This window comes from Pseudomonas sp. AC239 (assembly GCF_979258545.1).
In genome coordinates this window covers 5,813,305-5,834,428 of record NZ_OZ409864.1, presented here as the reverse complement: position 1 = coordinate 5,834,428, position 21,124 = coordinate 5,813,305, and the positions used below count along the sequence as shown (strand labels likewise).

The following is a 21,124-nucleotide window of genomic DNA, read 5'->3' as shown; positions in this document are numbered from 1 at the left end:
AGTAGCGTTTTCTTATTCACAATCGAGTGCATGCCAGTGGAACACTTAGATCCGTCATTCGACGAAAAAGTCATTCCAAATAAGTACGTTGCCTTCTGTGACGTACTCGGTTTTTCCCATGCCGTAGAAAACGCCTTTGAAGAAACCATAAGCCTCTACAAAGAATTCAGCGAGCGCATATCCGATTGGCCATTCCCTCAGAAAGCTAAAGTATCTATGTACTCGGATTCGATTCTCATCGTGTGCGATGAGTTACCTCCGCTGCTTTACGCTGTACAAAGCCTTTGGTTTGCGACACTTACTCAGAACTGGTTAATAAGAGGTGGCATCGCCTATGGTAAGTACTGGGAAGACAGGGCAAACGGAAATCTATTTGTCGTCAGTGATGCTCTGGTAAAGGCTGTACGCCTCGAATCTACGGCAAAGGTTCCTGCCGTCGTGTTATCACCTGAAGTTGAAATACCGCTTGGTATGTGGGTAGCTCGACTTTCTCACGGTCCGTACATGACGCCACTTTTGCACTATGATGGGTTTAATCTGGTCAATCCATTCAACATGGCATGGTTCAAATCCGCAAAAAACCGAGTCCAGCAATTGAAAGTCCGATTTCCACAGCACTCTGACAAATATGACTGGTTCCTGAGTTTGGCAGATCAGGTGGGTGCTAACGAGCCTCTGATACCGCAATCAGTATTAGACGAGATGGTTGCCAAAAATATTATAGCACCCCTCTAGAAGGATGAATACGTTTACACCTGATTTCTAGTTTGCTCTATGACTTTAACGAGTCCTTCAGTGATTCGTAGTCTTTGTCTATTTGGTTCAAATGCACTCTAGCGTTAGCTTGTAAAACTGAAAACCCTGTAGCACATATTTTTTGACGCTGCGCATGATCATCCAGAGCGATGCTTTGTAAAGTTATGGAAATCCCCGGATGCTGGTGTGGTCCTTCTAGGAGCGTTTCCACTGCGGAGCCAAGAAACACCATTTGGTCGGTTAGGCTGAGCATGGCGATTACAGCCCTGCTAGACCCAAGCTCATGCATAGGAATCCCTTGAAGCGCCTTGACGACACCCTCAATTACGACTTTGTTGTAAACGCTGTAAATCTGATAGTTATTGCCTGACGGCCAATCCATCATGTCTATCGCATTACGAATATTGCATGCATGCGTATGAGCCGCTTCTGCAATAGCAAAAATGGTTTTACGTTTCACGGATGCAGCATAATTGACGGGTATTTTTGAAACTAAGAATACAATTATCAATGCCAAGATTGAGCCGATGGCTTGAACCCATGCTGGTGCCGCCTCTTTTGACAAGGTTTCGCAAACATTCTGCCATAATACTTGCCAGTCAAAGCTCATCTTTCTTCTCCATGTCGGCTGCGAGACAGACTATCACCTATGCGAGATTGGTTTTAGGTTCCAAGTCGCACGCGTTGAGCATTCGCTGTCGAGTTAAACCACTGGTACTGTCCGTCTGCTTTTGGCCGTTTTCAGCCTTTCGCGATGGACAGCAATCGGCCACAAGCGATCATCGCGCTTCTAAGAAGCTAGGGCGAAGCATATGACGTCGGCTGAAACCTATCGTCAGGCATCCGCTAACATCTTAAGCCTCGCGCGTATGCTCTGGCAGAGCGCATTAAACCGCTCGGGTTGCGGCTTCTCATAGAAAAAAATCCCCTTGCTGCGTTCCGGTGCCGCAATCATCGCGGATACTGACTCATCAATTGCATCAACAATAGATTTGCGCTCTATGGAAAATTGATCCGTATTGAAGTGAACAAAGTTGTTTCTGGACTCATTTAGCCAACTTATCAAGTCCCGATTTATTCCGGAGTCTTTACCAAATAGTCTGTCGAATAGCTCCATAAAGAAGTCGAGCTGTGGATCAGGTAAATCCTCACTGTTTTCATACGCCGCTAACCACTTCTTGAGGTGACTCGGCTTCCACGTCTCAAAACCTGCGCTGCCTCGAAGCGCAATGCATACAGCGCCTTGCAGGGCAGAATGAGCAGCGATGAGCGACCACTTCCAACAGGTTGCAGTCATTGGCGCCCCTTGAATTTGAGCAAGAAGTTGCTCGAGGGATGTTTCCAGATCAATAAAACGGTCGAACCGAATATAGCCTTCCATGTTCTGCCAACCCTTTCTGGTGCCTAATGGGGCGACTCCCTAAGACTGCCGTACTCGAAGGATCGCATCTGTTAATGCTTGTGCATTTCTGTCCAATGTTTCCAGGGCCACGACGGCGTTGTCGGCAACATCGTCTGCGCCAGTCCCTGAGATCCAATGGGTGATCTCTTCGATCGCTGCACCAAGGGCATGCTGGTTGTGCAGAAGCAATGTCAGCGCATCAGCAGTGGCGATGTTGGAGGCTGAGTTATCGGGCATGCGATCCATCCTGGAAATTAGGGATTCGCAAAGCCTAGCTCATGCGGCGCAGTGAGGAGCCAAGATACGCACTCATAGCCCCTTTTCCGCACCCAAATAGCGCCCCAGTCAAATCTAAGTCCCGGCCATGGATGCAGAACTAAACGACACGAAAAGCGCCGAACCTCGAGCCTGCCTCAAAACCGTCTTATTGACAGTATCAGCAGTGTCCAGATTGGAGGCGAAAACGCTTGCTTAAAAATTGCTAAAGAGATGGGAAGAAAAACGGGATCGTCGAATGAATAAATTTTACTGGTACGCAACTGGTACAGGCTTTTTTAATGTGTCACTTTGGCCCTTATTTACGGGGGCATAAAGATCAGTGCGTCCGATCCATCATGGGTGCGACGGAAAAACGGCGGGAGAGTGGGGCGGGGTGTAGGGACATGTGAGGAATCTGGAATCAAGAAGGCGAAGGCGCAAGAGTTTATCAGGATTACGGAACGGCAAAGATCCGTACAGCGGCGTTATGTGCTCAGGCCGGACGCGAACGCTCCGGCTGATTGGCGGATCTTGTTTAACGCTGCACCGACGCCTATGCCCGTTGGACAACTGGACTGAGTAATGGCAATTCAGTAGCATCCGTTTTTTTTCAGGATCAGTCCGTCATGGAAGCCACCTCGCCAAAGCGCCCACTGCAAGCGTTCGTCATGTCCTGTCTGGTGGCCGGCTGGGGGCTGGTCTACGTCGGTCAGGTCAAATGGGCGGTGCGCATTGCCGCTCTGCTTTATATCGGCGTTGTCCTGATGGGGGTTTGCGGATTAACGACTACTCCGATAGGGCTATATGCTGGCGTCGTGTTCGCCGTACTAGTGAAACTGGGTTCTGCGACTGTGGCGGCGATGCTGGCGCGCAGAAACGACACTTCGGTGACTAGCCCTGGCATTCGATTCCATGTGCTTTATGTGGCGACTCTTATCGTGATCACGCTTGTATTGCTGGGGCCGTTGAGAACTGCAACGTTGGGATTCAAAACTTACTTCATTCCCTCCGGCTCGATGGTTCCGACTCTGTCTATCGGCGATTACATCGTCACAAACCTGCGCATCGGCTCGCCGCAGGTGGGAGATATCGTGGTCTATCGCTACAACGGTACCGAAGCGGTCAAACGCGTTGCGGCTGTGGGGGGCGATACCTTGTCGATAGTCGACGGGGAGGTCATTCTCAATGGTAAAAACCTGGGACTGTTCTTTGCTCCGCGAGAGCGGGTGAAGAACCGTCGTTATATGCAAACTGCGCCAACGCTGGTCGAAAAGAATCATGTCTATCTGCTCGGCGATAACCGCGATAGCAGCAATGACAGTCGATTCATGGGGCAGGTGAAAGTTGATGACATCACCGGCATAGTCACCGGGATTTGGTGGTCAGAAGACCGGTCAAGGATCGGTACGGTTTTCCCTTGAGGGGGCTCTTGCAGGCACTTGCTTCTCCGGCGATTGCGCATCGCCGGAAAGCCATAACACCAACACACTGAAGTACGGCGGCAACAGCATCGGCAGCAGCCTCAATCATCAAAGCTCCGGCGTACTGCACGACGAAAACCATTACTGCCCCGGCACCGCAATCCACTCGCTCAACGTCTGCTGATACTTGCCAGTGACCTTGCTCAAATGCAGCCACTGATCGACATACAGTTTCCAGCTGATGTCATCGCGCGGCAGCAAGTACGCTTTCTCACCGTATTGCATGTACTGATGCGGATTCACCGCGCACAAGCCGGGTTTGAGTTTCTGCTGATACAGCGCTTCCGAGGCGTCGGTGATCATCACGTCGGCTTTGTTGTCGAGCAGTTGCTGGAAGATCGTCACGTTGTCGTGCAGGGCCAGTTGCGCTTTGGGCAGGAAAGCGTGGACGAAGGCTTCGTTGGTGCCGCCGGCCGGTTCCACCAGGCGCACGTCGGGCTGGTTGATCTGGTCGATGGTCTGGTATTTCGACTGGTCGGCGCAGCGCACCAGCGGGATTTTGCCGTCGGTGTCGAGGGTGTTGCTGAAGTAGGCTTTTTTCTGCCGCTCGAGTGTGACCGAGATGCCGCCCATGCCGATGTCGCATTTGCCGGCCTGCATGTCGGGCATCAAGGTTTTCCAAGTGGTCTGCACCCATTGCACGTTGACGCCGAGGCTGTCGGCCAGTGAGCGGGCCATGCTGATGTCGATGCCTTCGAAGTCGCCGTCGCTGCGCTTGAAGGTGTAGGGCTTGTAGTCGCCGGTGGTGCAGACGCGCAACTGGCCTTGTTGCTGGATGCTGTCGAGGTGCGAAGTGCTTAGCTCGGCGTGGGCGACGGCGGCCACGGTCAGCAGGCCGCAGAGGATCATCGTTTTTGGCATTGTCATTGTGATCGGGTTTCTGAGAAGGAAGGTGGCCCAGTGTAGTGAAAGGCCTTCTCGGGTGTCATCCCGCGCCCGGACTCAACGTACCGGGCAACGCCACCAGCGCCAGCATTCAGTTGGCTGAGTAGGGGATTACAGTTTTGACAGGTTCAGCCAACTGCTCAATGCGGCGTTGGAGTTGGAGGACCTGTGGCGATAGGTGAATCGGTTTGAGAATGGCTGAGCGCAAGTGATGCCAGCCAACGATGTGTTCAGCACGCTGCTGCCAGCTGAGTAGCGGCGCAAGCCCTGGACGCAACGGTTTCTGAGTGACCTTGCTGTTACGTGTGGCGATGCAAAAGTGTGTGTAGCGAGGCAATTCATACAGGTTCAAACGCTGCAGGTCTCTGCTGCACAACAGCAAGATGTCGCCAAAGGTGAACAAGGGAAACGCCGTGACCTCGATCTTTTGTTTTTCATTGAGTGTGGTTCGCCACAGTCTGTTATCCAGATCGTCCAGGCTGATGTTTTCGTCAAGTATGAATCGCGCCGGTGGTTGACGAATCGCCAGATTTCCAGCAGCTGCGTAGGTGATGCTTGGCATTGCACCTGGCGATAAAAGAAGAAACCCGCTGAACAGAACCAGTGCTGTTGCGACTCCATAAGCGATACGCGCAAAGACATGGCCTCTGCTGATATAAAAAATCAAAATCGGGACGAGACTGAAAATAAGTGTGCCGAGGGAAAACAACCCGACAACCACTACCGCCTGCGCATTATCATCGCCGACGTAGGTCTCGAGGATCAGCAATGTGGGGAGTGACGCACACAGAACGGCTAAGCCGATCATGCCACCGATCAAGAGTCGGAAACCGTTTTTCTTCCAGCCTCCCATTCGTCGGGTGTTTTTGTTGAAAATCTTTCGAAAGTGTTTGAACAGGAAAAGTGCGAAATAGGCCAGCAGGGTCATGGAAAAAACAAACAGCATCGAAATTCCGGCGCTGAATGTGTTCGAGAACTTGAAAAGTAGAAAAATGAAAGTACAAAAGCCAAAACACAAAGGAAGCAGCAAATAGGTAGCGATCTGTTTGTGCCTTTTTGGCACTTTTTCGAACATCGATACGGTAATACCGTAGAACCATGCACTGGCGGAGAGTACGCCAAGGTAGCCCACCATGATCAGCACGATCAGTAAAAGCCAGATAGCAAGGGCTGACTTGGCATCGCTGCCTGCCAGGAAAAGGTCAGTACGACCAATTGCCCGGGTGTAGACGTATAGCCCAAGGATTGCCAACCCCGCGCCGAGAAAGCCCAGAGTGACGGTGATCTGGCTCCAGTAGTCAAGAATACGTTTGAAATTGCGTTTGAAGAACTGCGTAAACGTTGGTGCGGGCGAAGCATCCATGCGATCAAGATTCCATCGGGTTTGATTGGTGGTTCTGTAACGACAAATGGCCAGATTTCTTTAGAAATCCGGCCATTCAATGCAATTGGTCTGTTTTTCTGAGTTGATCGTGATGGAACGAATTTAAAGCCCCAATCCTTCCTGCACCACCTGCAGCAGATTGTTTTCGGTCAGGGCGATGGCATCCAGCTCCTGGCCGGTTTCAATCGACTGCATCCACCAATGGCTCTCACCATGCTCATCCACTGTACGCAGCAGATAAGTGTCCGTGGCTGACGGGTTGATCTGCACCCGCCCGGCGCCATCCTCGGTAAACCTTGCAATGGGATCAAATGTCAGGCTTCGCTCATTGGCTTCGATCACCAGTTGGTCGATGGCGTAATCGTGGCTTTCGCCATCCGGGGAGCTTTCGCAGATGTGCGTGGGATTGCGCCGAATCTTCAAACCAACCTCAGTCACCGGTTGCAGCCACGCTTCGATGCGCTGGTACAAGTCGTACACCTGCGCCGGCCAGCAATCGATCTCCAGCGCGGCATCGGCATGGGTGTGCCGGGTTTGCTTGAGTTTGGCGGCGAGTTCGTCTGCTTTACTCATTTCGGATCCCTTGGTTTGATGTATGCCTGTTAATCGTAGACCTTTCAACGGTGTACGACGTTGCCTTGCGTCATGCGCCTGCAACACAAGCGTGTCGAAATCAGCGCTGGCCAAGTCGGTCAGGATCGAAAACCATGGACGCAGGCGTCCCAAGTAGTGGGTACATGAAAAAGCTGTTTACAATTTTGGCGGTGATTGCGCTGATGGCCGGTAGCATCGGCTTGAGTTCGGCGCGGCAATCACAGTCAAGCAAAGCCCAGGCGGAATCGGTGGCGGGAGTGTTCGATTACTACCTGCTGACGCTGTCCTGGTCGCCGACCTTTTGCCTGACGCATAAAGATGACTCGCAGTGCACGGGCAAGGGCTACGGCTTCGTGCTGCACGGCCTGTGGCCGCAATACGCCAAGGGCGGCTGGCCGGAATCCTGCCCGCCGCTGACCACGTTGAACGCGGCGCAAACCAGCAAAGGTCTGACGCTGTTCCCGACCAAGAAACTGCTCGACCACGAATGGTCCAAGCACGGCACCTGCAGCGGCCTCGGCGCGATGGGTTATCTGGATGAAGCGGACAAAGCGGTGGCGGCGGTGAAAGTCCCCGATGAGCTGCAACCCTTCAGCTCCTCCTATTACTTCGAAGCCCAGGAAATTGCTGACCTGTTCCGCAAGGCCAACCCGGGGATCCCGGCCGATGGCATCGCCGTCATTTGCAGTGGCCCGGAACTGGCGGAAGTGCGCGTGTGCATGGGCAAGGATTTGCAGTTTGGCGCGTGCGGCAAGGGTGTGAAGACTCAGTGCCGGGCGGGGGATATTCGAGTTCCGCCGTCGCGGTGATAAGAAAACAGGCGTCCGACGGGACGCCTGTTTTTTATGCGGCTTGATAACTCAGTGGTTGACCAGCGTGGTGTTACAGCTGCATCCGAGGCAGTTTGGCAAAGGCGATGTCAGAGCCTCCCAACCGATTAGCACGCCTCCTCGATATGATCCGGTAACGGCATTATCGGCGGTTGCACAGATATCGGCTGTCTTCACACAGCCACCAGGGGCGGTCGACCAGGTTCCGACATCCCAGCCCGCATTCTTATGCCGTTCTACTGACTTGGGAGTTGGATGCCTGTATTTGTTACCCCTGCCAAATGAATAAACCAGACGCCGGTAACCACTTTGCACAGGTATCGGTACAGTGCCGGTAGCTTTTAAATTAGCGCCATGGTGCGGTGCTATGACTGCCACGGCGGGTGGTGGTTTTAATTTGTCGAGGAAGTATTTGTAGTCGCAGTCGCCGGTCAAGAGCCAGCAGGCCGGGAAGTCCGGGTCATTGTTCTCGATGGAAAGAACAATCCCGGAATCGTTGCGCGTGCGTCCATTGCCCAGAGTGAATCGGATGGACATCTTATTGTTCAAAACAGCCTGACCAATATCTCCCACTGGCATGTCGAGAACTCTGATGCGGCCTTTTTTATTGATTACCTCCATAGCAAAGGTCTTGTGGATGGGGTCAAGGATTTGATTGGTCACAATCCAGTTCATCTTCAGCGCGTCGCTGTCCTTGTTTTCCTTCGGACAAGCACCTGCCCAGTGATCATGATCCCAATGAGACATGATGATGAGCGGTTGTTTGCTAAAGCAGAAATCAATCAGACCCGGTTTTGAACTTTTGTTGGGGCCGACAGCGGCACCAACATCAAAGTAGATGTCTGGACAAGCCCCCCCGGAGTCACTGATCAAGGCGTTGGAGTTGCCCTGGCCAACGTCAAATGCAGCCAGAAATTGTGGGCCTGGGGTCGATTGGGCGATCAGATGCTGTAACTCGACCATGTTGATCTTTTCGGCGGTGTCGAGAGAAAACTCCCGGTTAAGCATTTTCTGGTGGTCCGGGTCCACCGGGTCGAAACGAACCTGACTCGGAATCGACGTAGTAAAGAGGTTGGTGTAGAGCCTCGAGTTCCCGTTTTGTTTGCCGGGATCGCGGACTTTGAATATGTACCACTTGTCCTGATGACTCAGCAGAAACTCGTCTAGCGATGAGTACTCCCGAGAAACATGGAGTTTTATTTCTATGCGGAAAATCACCGCTTCTTCGTATGGATTCTCATCGAAACTCGCAAGTTCGCGGTGAACTTGAACGTGATGTTTGCGCTGCAATCCACATTTGTATAGTGAATTTATGGCGATCAAGTTGAACCACGCCATGGCGAAAGAGGGTTCGCCGGGAATAGCCTCAATGTCATCGATCTTGCCGTAAGCCAAATAGTTGCTGAAATCGAATGGCGGCGTGTCATCAAGTTGTTCAAGAAAGCGGTTCACGTTCAGTCCTTTGAGGTCAGCGGTAAGAGCTGCATGGTGGCCTGTAGCCATTGCTTTTTGAAAGTTTTTGACTTTAACAGGTCAAGTTGCGGAGATACAGGTCGCTAACGTTCTCGTGGGGTGATGGAGCTGACTGCAATACCGTAGGTGCCTTCAATTGCCTCGATACTGTCCATGAACTACGCTCACAAAAATAAGGGTTTCGGGCTCACGCCCTAGTCGTACCTGCCCAGGACATGCTTTTGCCAATCCCTATTCACGATCCGCATCAAGCCCCCGGCACCCTTAAACGCTTGCCGCTTCGCAAAGCAGCGGTGCTGTTTATCGTTGCGGTGAGCCTCTGCCTGTGCGGTCTTCTGTACCTGCAATTGGAGCAGTCACGGCGTCAGGATCTGGCGGTGGCGAAGATGGCTTCGGGCAACCTGACCCGGGCCATGGCGCAGCAGGCCGAAGACACTGTGCGGGCAGCGGATCTGGTGATGACCAGCCTCGTCGACTGGATTCAGGACGATGGTTACGGGGCGGCGCAGCGACCTCGGTTGCAGCGGATCTTTGCCCGCCGCGCGCAGCAACTGGATCAGTTGCATGGCATCTTTCTCTTCGATCGCGAAGGGCAGTGGGTCATTACGTCGTTCCCCAATCTACCCCGTGGCAATGGCGTGGCCGATCGCGAATATTTCAAGTTCCATCAGCAGAATGCTTCGACGGTTGCGCACATCGGCCAGGCGATTCGCAGCCGCGAAAACGGCGAGTGGATCATTCCGATTTCCAGACGCGTCAACGACCAGCTCGGCAACTTTCAGGGCGTGCTGATGGCCGGCATCCGCATGTCGTACTTCGATCAGTTCTTCAAAAGCTTCAGCCTCGATGACAGCGGCATCATGTTTCTGGCATTGACCGACGGCACCTTGTTGGCCCGACGGCCCTTTGACGAGGCGTTGATCAATACCTCGGTGGCCCACGGCGAGATCTATCAAACCCTGCTGCCCAACGCTAACGCCGGCACGGCGATGCTCAATTCCGTGGTCGATGGCGTGACACGATTGTATGGCTATCGGCAGCTTGCCTCATATCCGCTGGTGGTCTCTGCCGCGACTTCGCAAGACACGATTTTGCGGGGCTGGCACGAGCGCGCATTTCAGTCCAGCGTGATCGTCGCGCTGGTTGTTTTGGGCATTGGTCTGTTCGGCTGGGTATTCATTCATCAGGTGCGCGACGGCGAGCGTATCGAGAAAAATCTACGCAGGGCTCAGCTGGCGCTGGAACAGATCGCCACCCACGACAGCCTTACCGGGTTGGCCAATCGGCGCTTGTTCGAGCGCTCGCTGGATATCGAATTTGCCCGGGGCGCGCGTCAGGTCAGTCCGGTCAGCCTGATCATGCTCGATATCGATTTCTTCAAGCGTTACAACGACGCGTTTGGTCATGTCGCCGGCGATCAGTGTCTCGCACAAGTGGCGCAAGTGGTGAAGACCTGCTGCCAGCGCAAGTCGGATCTGGCGGTGCGTTACGGCGGCGAGGAATTCGCCGTGCTGTTGCCGGACACCGACATCAACGGTGCGCTGGCGATTGCCGGGCAGATTCGGCGCAGCGTGATCGACAAGCACATCATCCACAGTGGCTCGCCGACCGGCTATCTCACCGTGAGCCTGGGCTGTTATGCGTTTATTCCGCACGGCAACGACAGCCCGCAGGTGTTTATCCAGCGCGCGGACGCGGCGTTGTATCAGGCGAAAAATGCCGGGCGCAATCGCGCGGCGGTGTATGCGTCGGAAGAAGGTTTTGCCGAACTGATGCGGTCGGATCGCTGATTCTTTCAATCAACATAAATCAGCAGTGGGAGCGAGCCTGCTCGGGAAGAGGGCATGTCAGTCACCCTGTTTGTTGACTGATACACCGCTTTCGCGAGCAGGCTCGCTCCCACATTGGTCCGTGATGGACTCAAGACTATCTGGGATGGCTCTTGTTCGTTCAGCCGCCCGTGCCACCGCCCGCGCCACCTGTACCGCCGCCGGCTGAACCGGTGCCGCCACCCGCGCCGGAACCCGAGCCGCTGGCCCCGCCATTGGTGCCCGTGCCCGTGCCCGTGCCTGTGCCGGTGCCCATGCCCGAACCAGTGCCGGTGCCGTTATTGGTTGCGCCAGAACCGCTGCCACCCGATGGCGAGCCCGGGGTGTTGTCTGGCGGCATGGTCGAGCTGCTGGCGCCGCCGGACTTGGTGCCCGTCGCATCGGTGCTGTCATTGGCAGCGAAGCTGGCGGCGGATGCCGTGGCGAGCAGGCCGGCCAACAATAACGAAGTGAGTTTGCGCGTCATCATGGTACGTCTCCTGATAAAGGGGATTACCTGATATTGGTCTTGCGCGCCCAAGCCTTGGTGCCAGTCGAGTGACGAGCGGTCAATCGCTGCGCCAAGTGGCCTACCGTTCTTCTGCAATATTGGCTATTTGCCGAACCACCCCCGGGGACTAACGTAGCCACACATTCAATCGCTACCCCGGAGCCCACCATGCAACCTCGTGCCGATTTCTACACCGCTTCCCCTGATGCCATGAAAGCGATGATGGCGCTGGAAAATGCCGTCTCGAAACTGTCGCTGGAAAAGAGCCTGCTCGAACTGGTCAAGCTGCGCTCTTCACAGATCAACGGCTGCGCATTCTGCATCGACATGCACACCGCCGACGCCATCAAAGACGGCGAAACCCCGCGTCGCCTGTTCGCCGTGACGGCATGGCGGGAAGCGCCGTTCTTCAGCGAGCGTGAGCGTGCCGCACTGCTGTGGACCGAATCACTGACGCAACTGAGCCTGACTCACGCGCCGGACGAAGACTATGAAGTAGTCGCTGCGCAGTTTTCGCCCAAGGAACTGGTTGACCTGACCGTGGCGATCAACACCATCAACGGTTGGAATCGCCTGGCGGTGGGCTTCCGCAAACTGCCCCAGGCTTAAGTCCCACGCACATCCCCTGTAGGAGTGAGCCTGCTCGCGATAGCGGTAGGTCAGTCACCATGTTTGCTATCTGACAGACCGCTATCGCGAGCAGGCTCACTCCTACAAGGGAATCTTCAATGTGCTTGTGAACTCGGCGCCGCCGGTGGCTGCACCTTGCGCATCAAGGGCACCATCGCCGTGGCGATGATGAAGCAGACCATGATCATCAAAAACGTATCGCCATAAGTCTGCGTCTGCGCCTCGCGATACGTCACCAGCCACAGCTGCCGCAGGCTGGCGGTGACGCCGGTATCGCCGCTCTGGCCGAGGTTGGCGAAGTTGCCGCCGACCTGCGACAGCCACTGATTCATCGCTTCATTGCTGCTGTTCAGATGCTCGGCCAACCGGGTGAAGTGCAGGTTGGTGCGGTCATTGAGAATCGTCGCGCAGGCAGCGATGCCAATCGCACCACCGAGGTTGCGCATCAAGTTGAATAACCCTGACGCGTGCTTGAGCCGCGCCGGTGCCAGTCCCCCCAAAGTCAGCGTCACCGCCGGTGGCACGGCCAGTTGCTGGGCAATTCCGCGCAACGCTTGCGGCAGCATCAACTCCCCGGCGCCCCAGTCGTGGGTGATCGGACTGAACTCCCACATCGACAAGGCAAACAGGCCGAGGCCGAGCATCATGATCCAGCGCAGATCGATGCGATTGGCGAGAAAGGCATACAGCGGAATCGCCAGAATCTGGAACACGCCGGTGGAAAAAACCGCCATGCCAATGTCCAGCGCGCTGTAGCCGCGCACGCGTCCGAGAAACAGCGGCGTCAGGTAAATCGTCGCGAACAGGCCGATGCCGGTGACGAAGGAAAAGAAGCAGCCGAGGGCGAAATTGCGATCCTTCAACGCACGCAGATCGACGATCGGATTGGCCACGTGCAGCGTACGGCCGATGAAGGCCAACCCGGCGAGTCCGCTGATCCACGCGGTAGTGAGAATCGTCTGGTCACTGAACCAGTTCCAGCGCGGCCCTTCTTCAAGGGTGTATTCCAGGCAGCCGAGAAACAGCGCGAGAAAGAGCATGCTCAGGTAGTCCGCGCCCTTGAGCAGCGACAGTTCCGGCTGATCGATCTTGACCAGCATCGGCACCGCCACGGCGACGAAAATGCCCGGCACCAGATTGATGTAGAACAGCCAGTGCCACGAAGAAATGTCAGTGATCCAGCCGCCGATCACCGGCCCCAGTGTGGGCGCCAGCGAAGCCACCGCGCCGATGGTCGCGGCGGCTATCACCCGTTGCTTGCCAGTGAAGAAAAAGAACGCCGTGGTGAACACCAGCGGAATCATCGAGCCGCCGAGAAAACCTTGCAGCGCACGAAACGCGATCATGCTCTGGATATTCCAGGCCAGACCGCAGAGCAGGCTGGCGAGGGTGAAACCGACCGCCGAGGCACAGAACAACCAGCGCGTGGAAAACACCCGCGACAGCCATCCCGACAATGGAATCACAATGATCTCGGCGATCAGGTAACTGGTCTGCACCCACGCGGTTTCGTCGGTGCCGGCGGACAAGCCACCGCCGATATCGCGCAGCGACGCCGAGACAATCTGGATGTCCAGCAGGGCGATGAACATGCCGATGCACATCGTTGCGAAGGCAAACACTTTGGTCGCCGTGCTCATGTCCGCCGCGTTGAAGGGTTGCGCAGGAGCCGCGACGCTGCTGCTCATGGCGCGACGGCTACGGCGGTGGTTTCAGGCGCGGCGCGGGTGTCTACTTCAGCGGTGACAGACAGGCCCGGGCGTAGATGGCCGAGCACGCTGTCGGCGGGATCCAGAACGATTCTGACGGGCACGCGCTGAACGATTTTAGTGAAGTTGCCGGTGGCATTTTCCGGCGGCAATACGCTGAACAGCGAGCCGGTGGCGGGAGCGAGGCTGTCGAGGTGGCCGTGGAATTCCTGGCCGTGCAGTACGTCGGCGCGGATGCTCACCCGTTGCCCGGGCTTCATTCGCGCCAATTGGTCTTCCTTGAAATTGGCATCGACCCACAGACCCCTGGCGGGCACCACCGACAGTTGCTGCGAACCTGCCTGGGCATAGGCGCCAACCCTGGCGCGGCGATTGCCGATTACCCCATCGACGGGGGCGCGCAGTTCCGTGTAACCGAGGTTCAACTGGGCCAGATCGCGTTCGGCGCGGGCTTGTTGGAGAGCGGCGCGAGCCTGTTGTTTGCGGGTTTCGATCACTGCCAATTGCCGTTGTGCGGCGAGCAGTTCGGCCTGGGCGCGGGCGCTGAGGGCTTGTGCGGTCTTGAAAGTGGCGTCGGCGCGCTGCGCACTTTCCACCGACACCGCGTTGCTGCTCACCAGCCGCTTGTAGCGCGTGTTGTCGTCCCGTGAGCGCGCCGTCTCCGCGCTCGCCGCATCGATTCCTGCGTGGGCCTGACCGATCACGGCGTGCTGCAATTGTTCGGTGGCGTCAAGGTTGGCCAGCAGCGCTTCTTCAGCAGCCACGGCGCCTTCAGCCTTGGCCAGATTGGCGCGATAGTCGCGGGCATCGAGGCGGATCAACACATCGCCGGCTTTCACCGACTGGTTGTCGCCGACCAGCACCTCGTCGATATAACCGGCGACCTTCGGCCCGATCACCGTGACGTTGCCACCGATGTAGGCATCGTCGGTCTCTTCGAGAAAGCGCCCGCTGCCCCACCAGTGCACGGCGTAAATGCCTCCAAGAATCAGCGCAAGCAAAACGCTGCCGCAGATCAATAGGCGTTTGAACAGGGCAGGCCTGGTCTTGACCGGAACAGGATCGGGGGAAAGCATGCTGGTCATGGCGTCGTACCTGAGGAAGTGACTCATTATTACGACTGTAATATGACGCGAGTAATATTTAGTGGCAAATCATTTCTGCGGCCAATCGTCAGTTGCTTATTTGAGCCATTGGCCCGGCGTGCTGCCGGTGATGGATTTGAAGAAGGCGATGAACGCGCTGTCGCTGGCAAACCCCAGCGCAAAGGCGCAGTAACTCAGGCTTCTCTCGGTAGCGAGCAGTTCAATGGCGCGCATCAGCCGCCACTGTTGGCGCCATTGCTGATAACTCATGCCGGTTTCGCGCTGGAAGATGCGGCCGATGGTGCGGCTGCTGGCGCCGATCTGTTGTTCAAGCACGTGCAGCGTTGGCGGCAGCCGATCGGGTACGGCCAGCAAAGACGTCAGCCGTTTGTCCCGAGGCAATGGCAACAGCATCGGTTGCTGCACTGCGTCATTGATTTCACTCAGACACAGCCCGAGCAGATGGGCGAATCTGCCTGTTTGCCAGTCAGTGTCGAAAGCCGCCGTCGCCATGGGCTCGAGCAACGCGCGCAGCAAGGGGCTGACTTCGATGACGCAAACCTGCTGCGGCAACCCGTGACATAAATCACCGACCAGGTAGATCGAGCGATAGTCGACACTCCGCTGCATCACCGCACGATGGCTGACCCCGGCCGGAATCCACGCTGCCCGCGAGGGTGGTAACAAGCACAACTGCTGCGCCAGATCAATCCGGATGCAGCCTTGGCGCGTGTAGAGCAATTGCCCGCGCTGATGACAGTGCATGCCTGAATCGTGGTCAGCCATGGTCGATGCAAGACCGATCACCGGAGCGGCAAAACTGTCTGCATCAAACGTCGAATGGGCATCGAGCCAAGCCATGGAATTGTCCGATTTCAGCGATAAGTTGGCGGGATCCGGATAATACGCCAAGCACCGGTTTTTAAACTTCTCTGCTTTCGTAGAGGAGTCATTGGAATGAACAAGCGGAGTTTGCTTGCGCTGGCTATTGCCCTGCTGATGTTTGCGCAGATCGCGCAAACGCTATACAGCCCGGCGCTGAGTGATATCGGTCGAGCCTTCGCTGTTGGTCCGCAAACGGCAGCGCAGACCTTGTCGGTGTATTTCCTGGCGTTTGCCTTTGGTGTAGTGGTGTGGGGCCGCGCGTGTGATCGCTTCGGGCGGCGACCGGTGATGCTGGTGGGGATGGCGCTGTATGCAGTTGCGCTGCTGGTCGGTCTGCGAGTCAGCAGTTTCAACGGTTTGCTGTTGGTGCAGGGCGTGGCGGCGTTCGGCGCGGCGGTGGCTTCGGTGGTAACGCAAACCGTATTGCGTGATCGCTTCAAGGGCGCTGAATTGGCCCAGGTATTTTCCGTGGTCGGCATCGCGCTGGCGGCGAGTCCGGCGATTGGACTGTTCAGCGGCGCGAGCCTGGTGCAGGTGTTCGGTTATCGCGGTGTGCTGGGCGCGCTGGTGCTGCTTGCTGCATGTTTATGGCTATGGAGTTGGTACGGTCTGTTGGAATCACGCCCGCAACAGACGCCTGATGTCAGTCTTCCCGACACCCTTTGGCGCATGCTGAGTGACCGCGGAATCTGGCGCTCGGCGCTTTGGATCGCTTGCTTCAACGTTGCGCTGTTCAGTTACTACAGCCTCGCACCGTTCATGTTCCAGCGCTTGGGTTTGAGCGAAAGCTGGTTCGGCTACAGCGGCGTGTTGCTTGCGTTGGGTTCGGGGCTTGGTGCGTGGTTCAACAAGCGTTTGTTGCAGGCCGGGTATGCGGCGATGCAATTGATCCGGCTCGCAGCGTTCTGCGGCCTGGCCGGTGGCATTGGCGTCTGGTTATTGCAGGACAGCGCCGCGTTCGTGTTGCCGATGCTGTTGATCGTGCTGGCATTCGGTATGGCCATCCCCAATATTCTCGGCCTGGCGCTGGTGGAGTATGCCGATCGGCTGGGTACTGCCGGTGCGCTGTTGGGTTTGATGTACTACTTGCTGGTAGGCGCGGGGCTGATACTCGCTGGTTGGTTTCAGGCTTTGGGCGCGACGCTGATCGTATGCAACGGCGTGGCGTTGTTGCTGACAACATTTGTATCCAAGGAATGAATTGCCCGGGTTAATACGAAGCATTACTATTCAGGCCCCTTTCTCACCACGCCGCCCATCCCCCATGCGCTCCCGCAGATCCGGCTTTTTCGAGCATTACGAAGAGTTGATCGGCACCTGGACTCGGCGCCTGCGCAATCGCGCGCAGGCCGAGGATCTGGCGCACGACACCTTTGTGCGGGTGCTCGAGGCGGATTCGGCGGCGGTGCAGCAGCCGCGCGCTTATCTGCACCAGACGGCGCGCAATATCGCGGTTGATGGGTATCGGCGTGAGGACCGGCGCGGCACCATGGAGTGGGAAGCGGTCGATGACAGTGCGTCGTCGGCGGGCGATCCGGAGCATTACATGCACGCGATCCAGCTGGCCGATTCCATCGAACGCGCGCTCAGCGAATTACCGCTCAACTGTCGCAAGATCTTCGTCTGGCAGAAGATCGAAGGGCTGACGCAGGCAGAAATCGCCGAACGCCTGGGGTTGTCCAAGAATATGGTCGAAAAGTATATGATCCGCACCCTGCGTCATCTGCGTGAGCGGCTGGATGGATTCCAATCATGAGCGCTCGCGCCTTTTCATTCTCAGCCGGACAGGACATTCCATGATGGAAACGGGTGATTGCGCCTGTGGGCAAACGGCGGTGCGTGACGAGGCGGCGGCCTGGTTCGTGCGTTTGCAGGAACCGAATGTCAGCGTCGAGCAACGGCGGCGCTTCGAGGCCTGGCTGAACGAGCATCCGCAACACCGCGAAGAATTCCAATTGCTGCAAGGCCTGTGGACGGCGGCTGATCTGCTGCCGACTTCGCGCCTCAAAGCGCTTGCTGAAACACCGCCAACTCGCCGCGAGCGCCGGCCATTGCTGCGTTATGCCGTGGCCGCGGGTGTTCTGGCCGTGGCGCTGGGGCTTGGCCTGTTCAGTGGACTGAATAATCCGAGTGGCTACCGCGCCGAGTTCGTTACGGCGCTGGGCGAGCGCAGACATGTGGCGTTACCCGATGGCTCGGTGATCGATCTGAACAGTCGCAGCCGCTTGCAGGTGCGCTACGAGCAGGATCGACGTGTCATCGAATTGAGCGCCGGCGAGGCGATGTTCAGCGTTGCACACGACGCCTCGCGTCCGTTTATTGTCGAGGCCGGCAGCGGCAAGGTCACGGTCACCGGCACGCGTTTCGATGTGCGCCGCGATGCCACGCACACCCGCGTGGCGGTGGAGCAGGGCACGGTGAAAGTACAGGCAAGTGCTGCGCCGGACCACGAATTCATCAAGCTCACCGCAGGTCTCGGCACGTCGGTCGATGCGCAAGGCAAAGTCCTGCCGGCCTACGCGGTCAACCCGGCGCAGCTGACCGCGTGGCGCAACGGCAAACTGGTGTTCAACAACGCCAGCCTCGGCGAAGTAGCGGCTGAAGTGTCGCGTTATCGGGATAAGCCGTTGATCGTTTCGCAACCGGGCGTGGCCAGCCTGCGCCTGACCAGCGTGTTCAAATCCGATGACACCGACGCCTTGCTCAAAGCCTTGCCGAACATCCTGCCGGTGGCCGTGCGCACCCTTGCCGACGGCAGTCAGGAAATAATTTCCAGATAGCATTCAGGTTTTTTCCCCGTTCATCGTCTTCCTGTTCAACTGCAACTGGTTTGCATTAACAGCCGCACACTCTTGCGATCCACAGGACTCCGTACGACGTGAACATCACCACCCACCACAATAAAAAATCCCCTTGGCTGCCATTGGCTCTCGCGCTGGCCGTCAGCGCAGCGATGCCGTCGGCGTTTGCCGCTGAAGCCATTCATATCCGCGCGCAACCGCTGGGCCAGGCCTTGAGCGAACTGGGCCAGCAAACCTCGCTGCAGGTGTTTTTCAGCCCCGAGCTGGTGGCCGGCAAACAGGCGCCTGCGGTCGATGGCGACCTCTCGCCGGAACAGGCCTTGCGTCAGCTGTTGCAGGGCAGCGGCCTCGATTATCAGATCAACGAGGGCTCGGTGACGCTCGCCCCAGCAGCCACCTCCGCAGCCAGCAACGGCCCGCTGGAGCTCGGCGTGACCGACGTCAAAGTGGTCGGCGACTGGCTCGGTGACGCTGACGCGGCGGTGGTGCAGAACCATCCGGGCGCACGCACGGTGATTCGCCGCGAAGCGATGGTCGAGCAGGGCGCGATGAACGTCAGCGACGTGCTCAAGCGCGTGCCGGGCGTGCAGGTACAGGACTCCAACGGCACCGGCGGCAGTGATATTTCCCTTAACGTGGGCGTGCGCGGTCTGACGTCGCGCCTGTCGCCACGCTCGACCGTACTGATCGACGGCGTACCTGCCGCGTTTGCTCCATACGGCCAGCCGCAACTGTCGATGGCGCCGATTTCCTCGGGTAATCTCGACAGCATCGACGTCGTGCGTGGCGCCGGTTCTGTGCGCTACGGGCCGCAGAACGTTGGCGGCGTGATCAACTTCGTGACCCGGGCGATCCCGGAAAAACCCACCGGTGAAATCGGCACAACGCTGGAGACCACCCAGTACGGTGGCTGGAAACACATCGACACCGCATTCCTCGGTGGCACCGCCGACAACGGCATGGGCGTCGCGCTGCTGTACTCCGGCGTCAACGGTCATGGCTATCGCGAGCGCAACAACGGCAACGATATCGACGACGTGCTGCTCAAGACGCATTGGGCGCCGACCGATCAGGACGATTTCAGTCTCAACTTCCACTACTACGACGCCAGCGCCGACATGCCCGGCGGTCTGACCCAGCGTCAGTACGACGACAAGCCCTACGAATCAGTGCGTGACTACGACCAGTTCACAGGCCGACGCAAGGACGTGTCGTTCAAGTGGGCCCGCCAGATCGACGAGCGCACTCAGGCGGAAATCCTCACCTATTACACCGACAGCTTTCGCGGCAGCACCATCGCCGCGCGCGATCAGCGCACCCTCAGCTCGTACCCTCGTTCCTATTACACCCTCGGCATCGAGCCGCGCGTGTCGCGGGTGTTCGATGTCGGCCCGACCACCCAGGAAGTCAGCGTCGGTTATCGCTATCTGAAAGAGGCGATGCACGAAGAATCGAGCCGTCTGGCGCTGGTCAACAATCAGCCGGTGGTCACGCCGACCTCCGACGGCCATGTGTTCCAGGATCGCACCGGTGGCACCGAGGCCAATTCGGTGTATGTCGACAACAAGATCGACGTCGGCAACTGGACCATCACCCCGGGCATTCGCTTCGAACACATCAGCACCGATTGGCATGATCGCGCTGTCCTCGACACCGCTGGCCGCCCGGTACCGGAGAAAAACCGCAGCATCGAAAGCAACGAACCGCTGCCGGCGCTGAGCGTGATGTATCACCTGTCCGATGCCTGGAAGCTGTTCGCCAACTACGAAACCTCGTTCGGCAGCCTGCAATATTTCCAGCTCGGCCAGGGCGGTTCGGGTGACAGCACCGCCAACGGTCTGGAGCCGGAAAAGGCCAAGACCTACGAGATCGGCACGCGCTACAACGATGATGTCTGGGGCGGCGAGGTGACGCTGTTCTACATCGACTTCGATGACGAACTGCAATACATCAGCAACGACGTCGGCTGGACCAATCTCGGCGCGACCAAGCACCAGGGCATCGAAGCCTCGGCGCACTACGACATGGCCGCCCTCGATCCACGCCTCGATGGTTTGACTGCCAACGCCGGTTTCACCTACACCCGCGCCACCTATGAAGGCGAGATCCCCGGCTTCAAGGGCCGCGATCTGCCGTTCTATTCGCGGCAGGTGGCCACGGTCGGATTGCGTTATGAGATCAACCGCTGGACGTACAACATCGATGGCTTCGCCCAATCGAAACAGCGTTCGCCGGGCACCGGTGTGAATGCGGATGGCAGCTTCAATGGCAACTACATCACTGAAGGCACGGCGGACGGGCAGTACGGCGACATCCCGGGTTACGTGACCTGGAACGTGCGCGGCGGCTACGACTTCGGTCCGCAGGTGTCGAACCTCAAGCTCGGTGCCGGGGTGAAGAACGTCTTCGACAAGCAATACTTCACCCGCTCCAGCGACAACAACTCGGGGATGTATGTCGGCGCGCCGCGCACGTTCTTCGTGCAGGCCAGCGTCGGTTTCTAAGCCTTGATCGTTCCCACGCTCTGCGTGGGAATGCAGCCCGGGACGCTCCGCGTCCCTTGCAAAGCCGAACGCGGAGCGTCCGTTGAGGCATTCCCACGCAGAGCGTGGGGAACGATCTGGCTATCCAT

20 protein-coding genes are annotated in these 21,124 nt (G+C 57.2%); 9 read left to right on the top strand and 11 right to left on the bottom strand.

Going from position 1 to position 21,124, the window contains the following annotated elements:
• Window positions 1-36: 36 nt before the first annotated feature.
• On the top strand, window positions 37-735 hold the full coding sequence (locus ACZ0AZ_RS26475) for a hypothetical protein (protein WP_463538474.1): 699 nt from the start codon (window positions 37-39) through the stop codon (window positions 733-735).
• Between the two features lie 37 nt (window positions 736-772).
• Here the strand turns inward: ACZ0AZ_RS26475 and ACZ0AZ_RS26470 are convergent, their stop codons facing one another.
• The 3 genes from ACZ0AZ_RS26470 to ACZ0AZ_RS26460 all read right to left on the bottom strand — a co-directional run bounded on the left by ACZ0AZ_RS26470 (window position 773) and on the right by ACZ0AZ_RS26460 (window position 2,395).
• A complete protein-coding gene (locus ACZ0AZ_RS26470; protein WP_463538473.1) occupies window positions 773-1,366 on the bottom strand; it encodes a hypothetical protein in 594 nt (197 codons plus the stop codon).
• Window positions 1,367-1,591: 225 nt separating this feature from the next.
• Window positions 1,592-2,137: a hypothetical protein gene (locus ACZ0AZ_RS26465; protein ID WP_463570605.1), complete on the bottom strand. Its 546-nt coding sequence runs from the start codon at window positions 2,135-2,137 to the stop codon at window positions 1,592-1,594.
• Between the two features lie 39 nt (window positions 2,138-2,176).
• Entirely contained in the window at window positions 2,177-2,395 is a 219-nt protein-coding gene (locus tag ACZ0AZ_RS26460; RefSeq protein ID WP_463538471.1) for a hypothetical protein, read from the bottom strand.
• A gap of 647 nt (window positions 2,396-3,042) precedes the next feature.
• On the opposite strand from ACZ0AZ_RS26460, the gene lepB reads away from it, so the two are divergent.
• Window positions 3,043-3,837 (top strand): signal peptidase I, encoded by a 795-nt coding sequence (lepB, locus tag ACZ0AZ_RS26455; RefSeq protein WP_039760685.1) that lies wholly within the window; start codon window positions 3,043-3,045, stop codon window positions 3,835-3,837.
• Between the two features lie 141 nt (window positions 3,838-3,978).
• Here lepB and ACZ0AZ_RS26450 read toward each other — a convergent pair whose 3' ends face one another.
• From ACZ0AZ_RS26450 to ACZ0AZ_RS26440, 3 genes are all read right to left on the bottom strand, one after another.
• Complete coding sequence (locus ACZ0AZ_RS26450; RefSeq protein WP_310406570.1) at window positions 3,979-4,764, bottom strand: transporter substrate-binding domain-containing protein; 786 nt, start codon at window positions 4,762-4,764, stop codon at window positions 3,979-3,981.
• Window positions 4,765-4,873: 109 nt separating this feature from the next.
• Window positions 4,874-6,145: a hypothetical protein gene (locus tag ACZ0AZ_RS26445; RefSeq protein ID WP_039760680.1), complete on the bottom strand. Its 1,272-nt coding sequence runs from the start codon at window positions 6,143-6,145 to the stop codon at window positions 4,874-4,876.
• 123 nt (window positions 6,146-6,268) lie between these two features.
• Window positions 6,269-6,739 (bottom strand): hypothetical protein, encoded by a 471-nt coding sequence (locus ACZ0AZ_RS26440; RefSeq protein ID WP_039760677.1) that lies wholly within the window; start codon window positions 6,737-6,739, stop codon window positions 6,269-6,271.
• Between the two features lie 164 nt (window positions 6,740-6,903).
• On the opposite strand from ACZ0AZ_RS26440, the gene ACZ0AZ_RS26435 reads away from it, so the two are divergent.
• Window positions 6,904-7,569, top strand: a complete 666-nt coding sequence (locus tag ACZ0AZ_RS26435) for a ribonuclease T2 (protein WP_039760675.1) — start codon at window positions 6,904-6,906, stop codon at window positions 7,567-7,569.
• Window positions 7,570-7,620: 51 nt separating this feature from the next.
• Here ACZ0AZ_RS26435 and ACZ0AZ_RS26430 read toward each other — a convergent pair whose 3' ends face one another.
• On the bottom strand, window positions 7,621-9,042 hold the full coding sequence (locus ACZ0AZ_RS26430; protein WP_052269118.1) for a ComEC/Rec2 family competence protein: 1,422 nt from the start codon (window positions 9,040-9,042) through the stop codon (window positions 7,621-7,623).
• 242 nt (window positions 9,043-9,284) lie between these two features.
• Between ACZ0AZ_RS26430 and ACZ0AZ_RS26425 the strand changes: the two genes are divergently transcribed.
• Window positions 9,285-10,853, top strand: coding sequence for a sensor domain-containing diguanylate cyclase (locus ACZ0AZ_RS26425; RefSeq protein WP_463538468.1), 1,569 nt, complete (start codon window positions 9,285-9,287; stop codon window positions 10,851-10,853).
• 160 nt (window positions 10,854-11,013) lie between these two features.
• On the opposite strand, the gene ACZ0AZ_RS26420 is transcribed toward ACZ0AZ_RS26425, so the two are convergent.
• Complete coding sequence (locus ACZ0AZ_RS26420; protein WP_463538467.1) at window positions 11,014-11,361, bottom strand: hypothetical protein; 348 nt, start codon at window positions 11,359-11,361, stop codon at window positions 11,014-11,016.
• A gap of 189 nt (window positions 11,362-11,550) precedes the next feature.
• Here ACZ0AZ_RS26420 and ACZ0AZ_RS26415 point away from each other — a divergent pair, with 189 nt between their 5' ends.
• Window positions 11,551-11,991 (top strand): carboxymuconolactone decarboxylase family protein, encoded by a 441-nt coding sequence (locus ACZ0AZ_RS26415; RefSeq protein ID WP_016775423.1) that lies wholly within the window; start codon window positions 11,551-11,553, stop codon window positions 11,989-11,991.
• 116 nt (window positions 11,992-12,107) lie between these two features.
• Here the strand turns inward: ACZ0AZ_RS26415 and ACZ0AZ_RS26410 are convergent, their stop codons facing one another.
• The 3 genes from ACZ0AZ_RS26410 to ACZ0AZ_RS26400 form a co-directional block, all read right to left on the bottom strand.
• Window positions 12,108-13,700 carry a DHA2 family efflux MFS transporter permease subunit gene (locus ACZ0AZ_RS26410; RefSeq protein ID WP_463570608.1) on the bottom strand — a complete coding sequence of 531 codons (1,593 nt, stop codon included), beginning with the start codon at window positions 13,698-13,700 and terminating at the stop codon, window positions 12,108-12,110.
• Entirely contained in the window at window positions 13,697-14,806 is a 1,110-nt protein-coding gene (locus tag ACZ0AZ_RS26405; protein ID WP_129999643.1) for an HlyD family secretion protein, read from the bottom strand. The genes ACZ0AZ_RS26410 and ACZ0AZ_RS26405 overlap by 4 nt, the downstream gene beginning before the upstream one ends.
• A gap of 96 nt (window positions 14,807-14,902) precedes the next feature.
• The gene (locus tag ACZ0AZ_RS26400; protein WP_129999642.1) at window positions 14,903-15,667 is read right to left on the bottom strand and encodes an AraC family transcriptional regulator; all 765 of its coding nucleotides are present in this window, start codon (window positions 15,665-15,667) and stop codon (window positions 14,903-14,905) included.
• A gap of 96 nt (window positions 15,668-15,763) precedes the next feature.
• Between ACZ0AZ_RS26400 and ACZ0AZ_RS26395 the strand changes: the two genes are divergently transcribed.
• From ACZ0AZ_RS26395 to ACZ0AZ_RS26380, 4 genes are all read left to right on the top strand, one after another.
• Entirely contained in the window at window positions 15,764-16,891 is a 1,128-nt protein-coding gene (locus tag ACZ0AZ_RS26395; RefSeq protein ID WP_129999641.1) for an MFS transporter, read from the top strand.
• Window positions 16,892-16,955: 64 nt separating this feature from the next.
• On the top strand, window positions 16,956-17,447 hold the full coding sequence (locus tag ACZ0AZ_RS26390; protein ID WP_039760670.1) for a sigma-70 family RNA polymerase sigma factor: 492 nt from the start codon (window positions 16,956-16,958) through the stop codon (window positions 17,445-17,447).
• A gap of 40 nt (window positions 17,448-17,487) precedes the next feature.
• Window positions 17,488-18,471 (top strand): FecR family protein, encoded by a 984-nt coding sequence (locus ACZ0AZ_RS26385; protein WP_463538466.1) that lies wholly within the window; start codon window positions 17,488-17,490, stop codon window positions 18,469-18,471.
• Window positions 18,472-18,569: 98 nt separating this feature from the next.
• A complete protein-coding gene (locus ACZ0AZ_RS26380; protein ID WP_463538465.1) occupies window positions 18,570-20,996 on the top strand; it encodes a TonB-dependent siderophore receptor in 2,427 nt (808 codons plus the stop codon).
• Window positions 20,997-21,124: the final 128 nt, after the last annotated feature.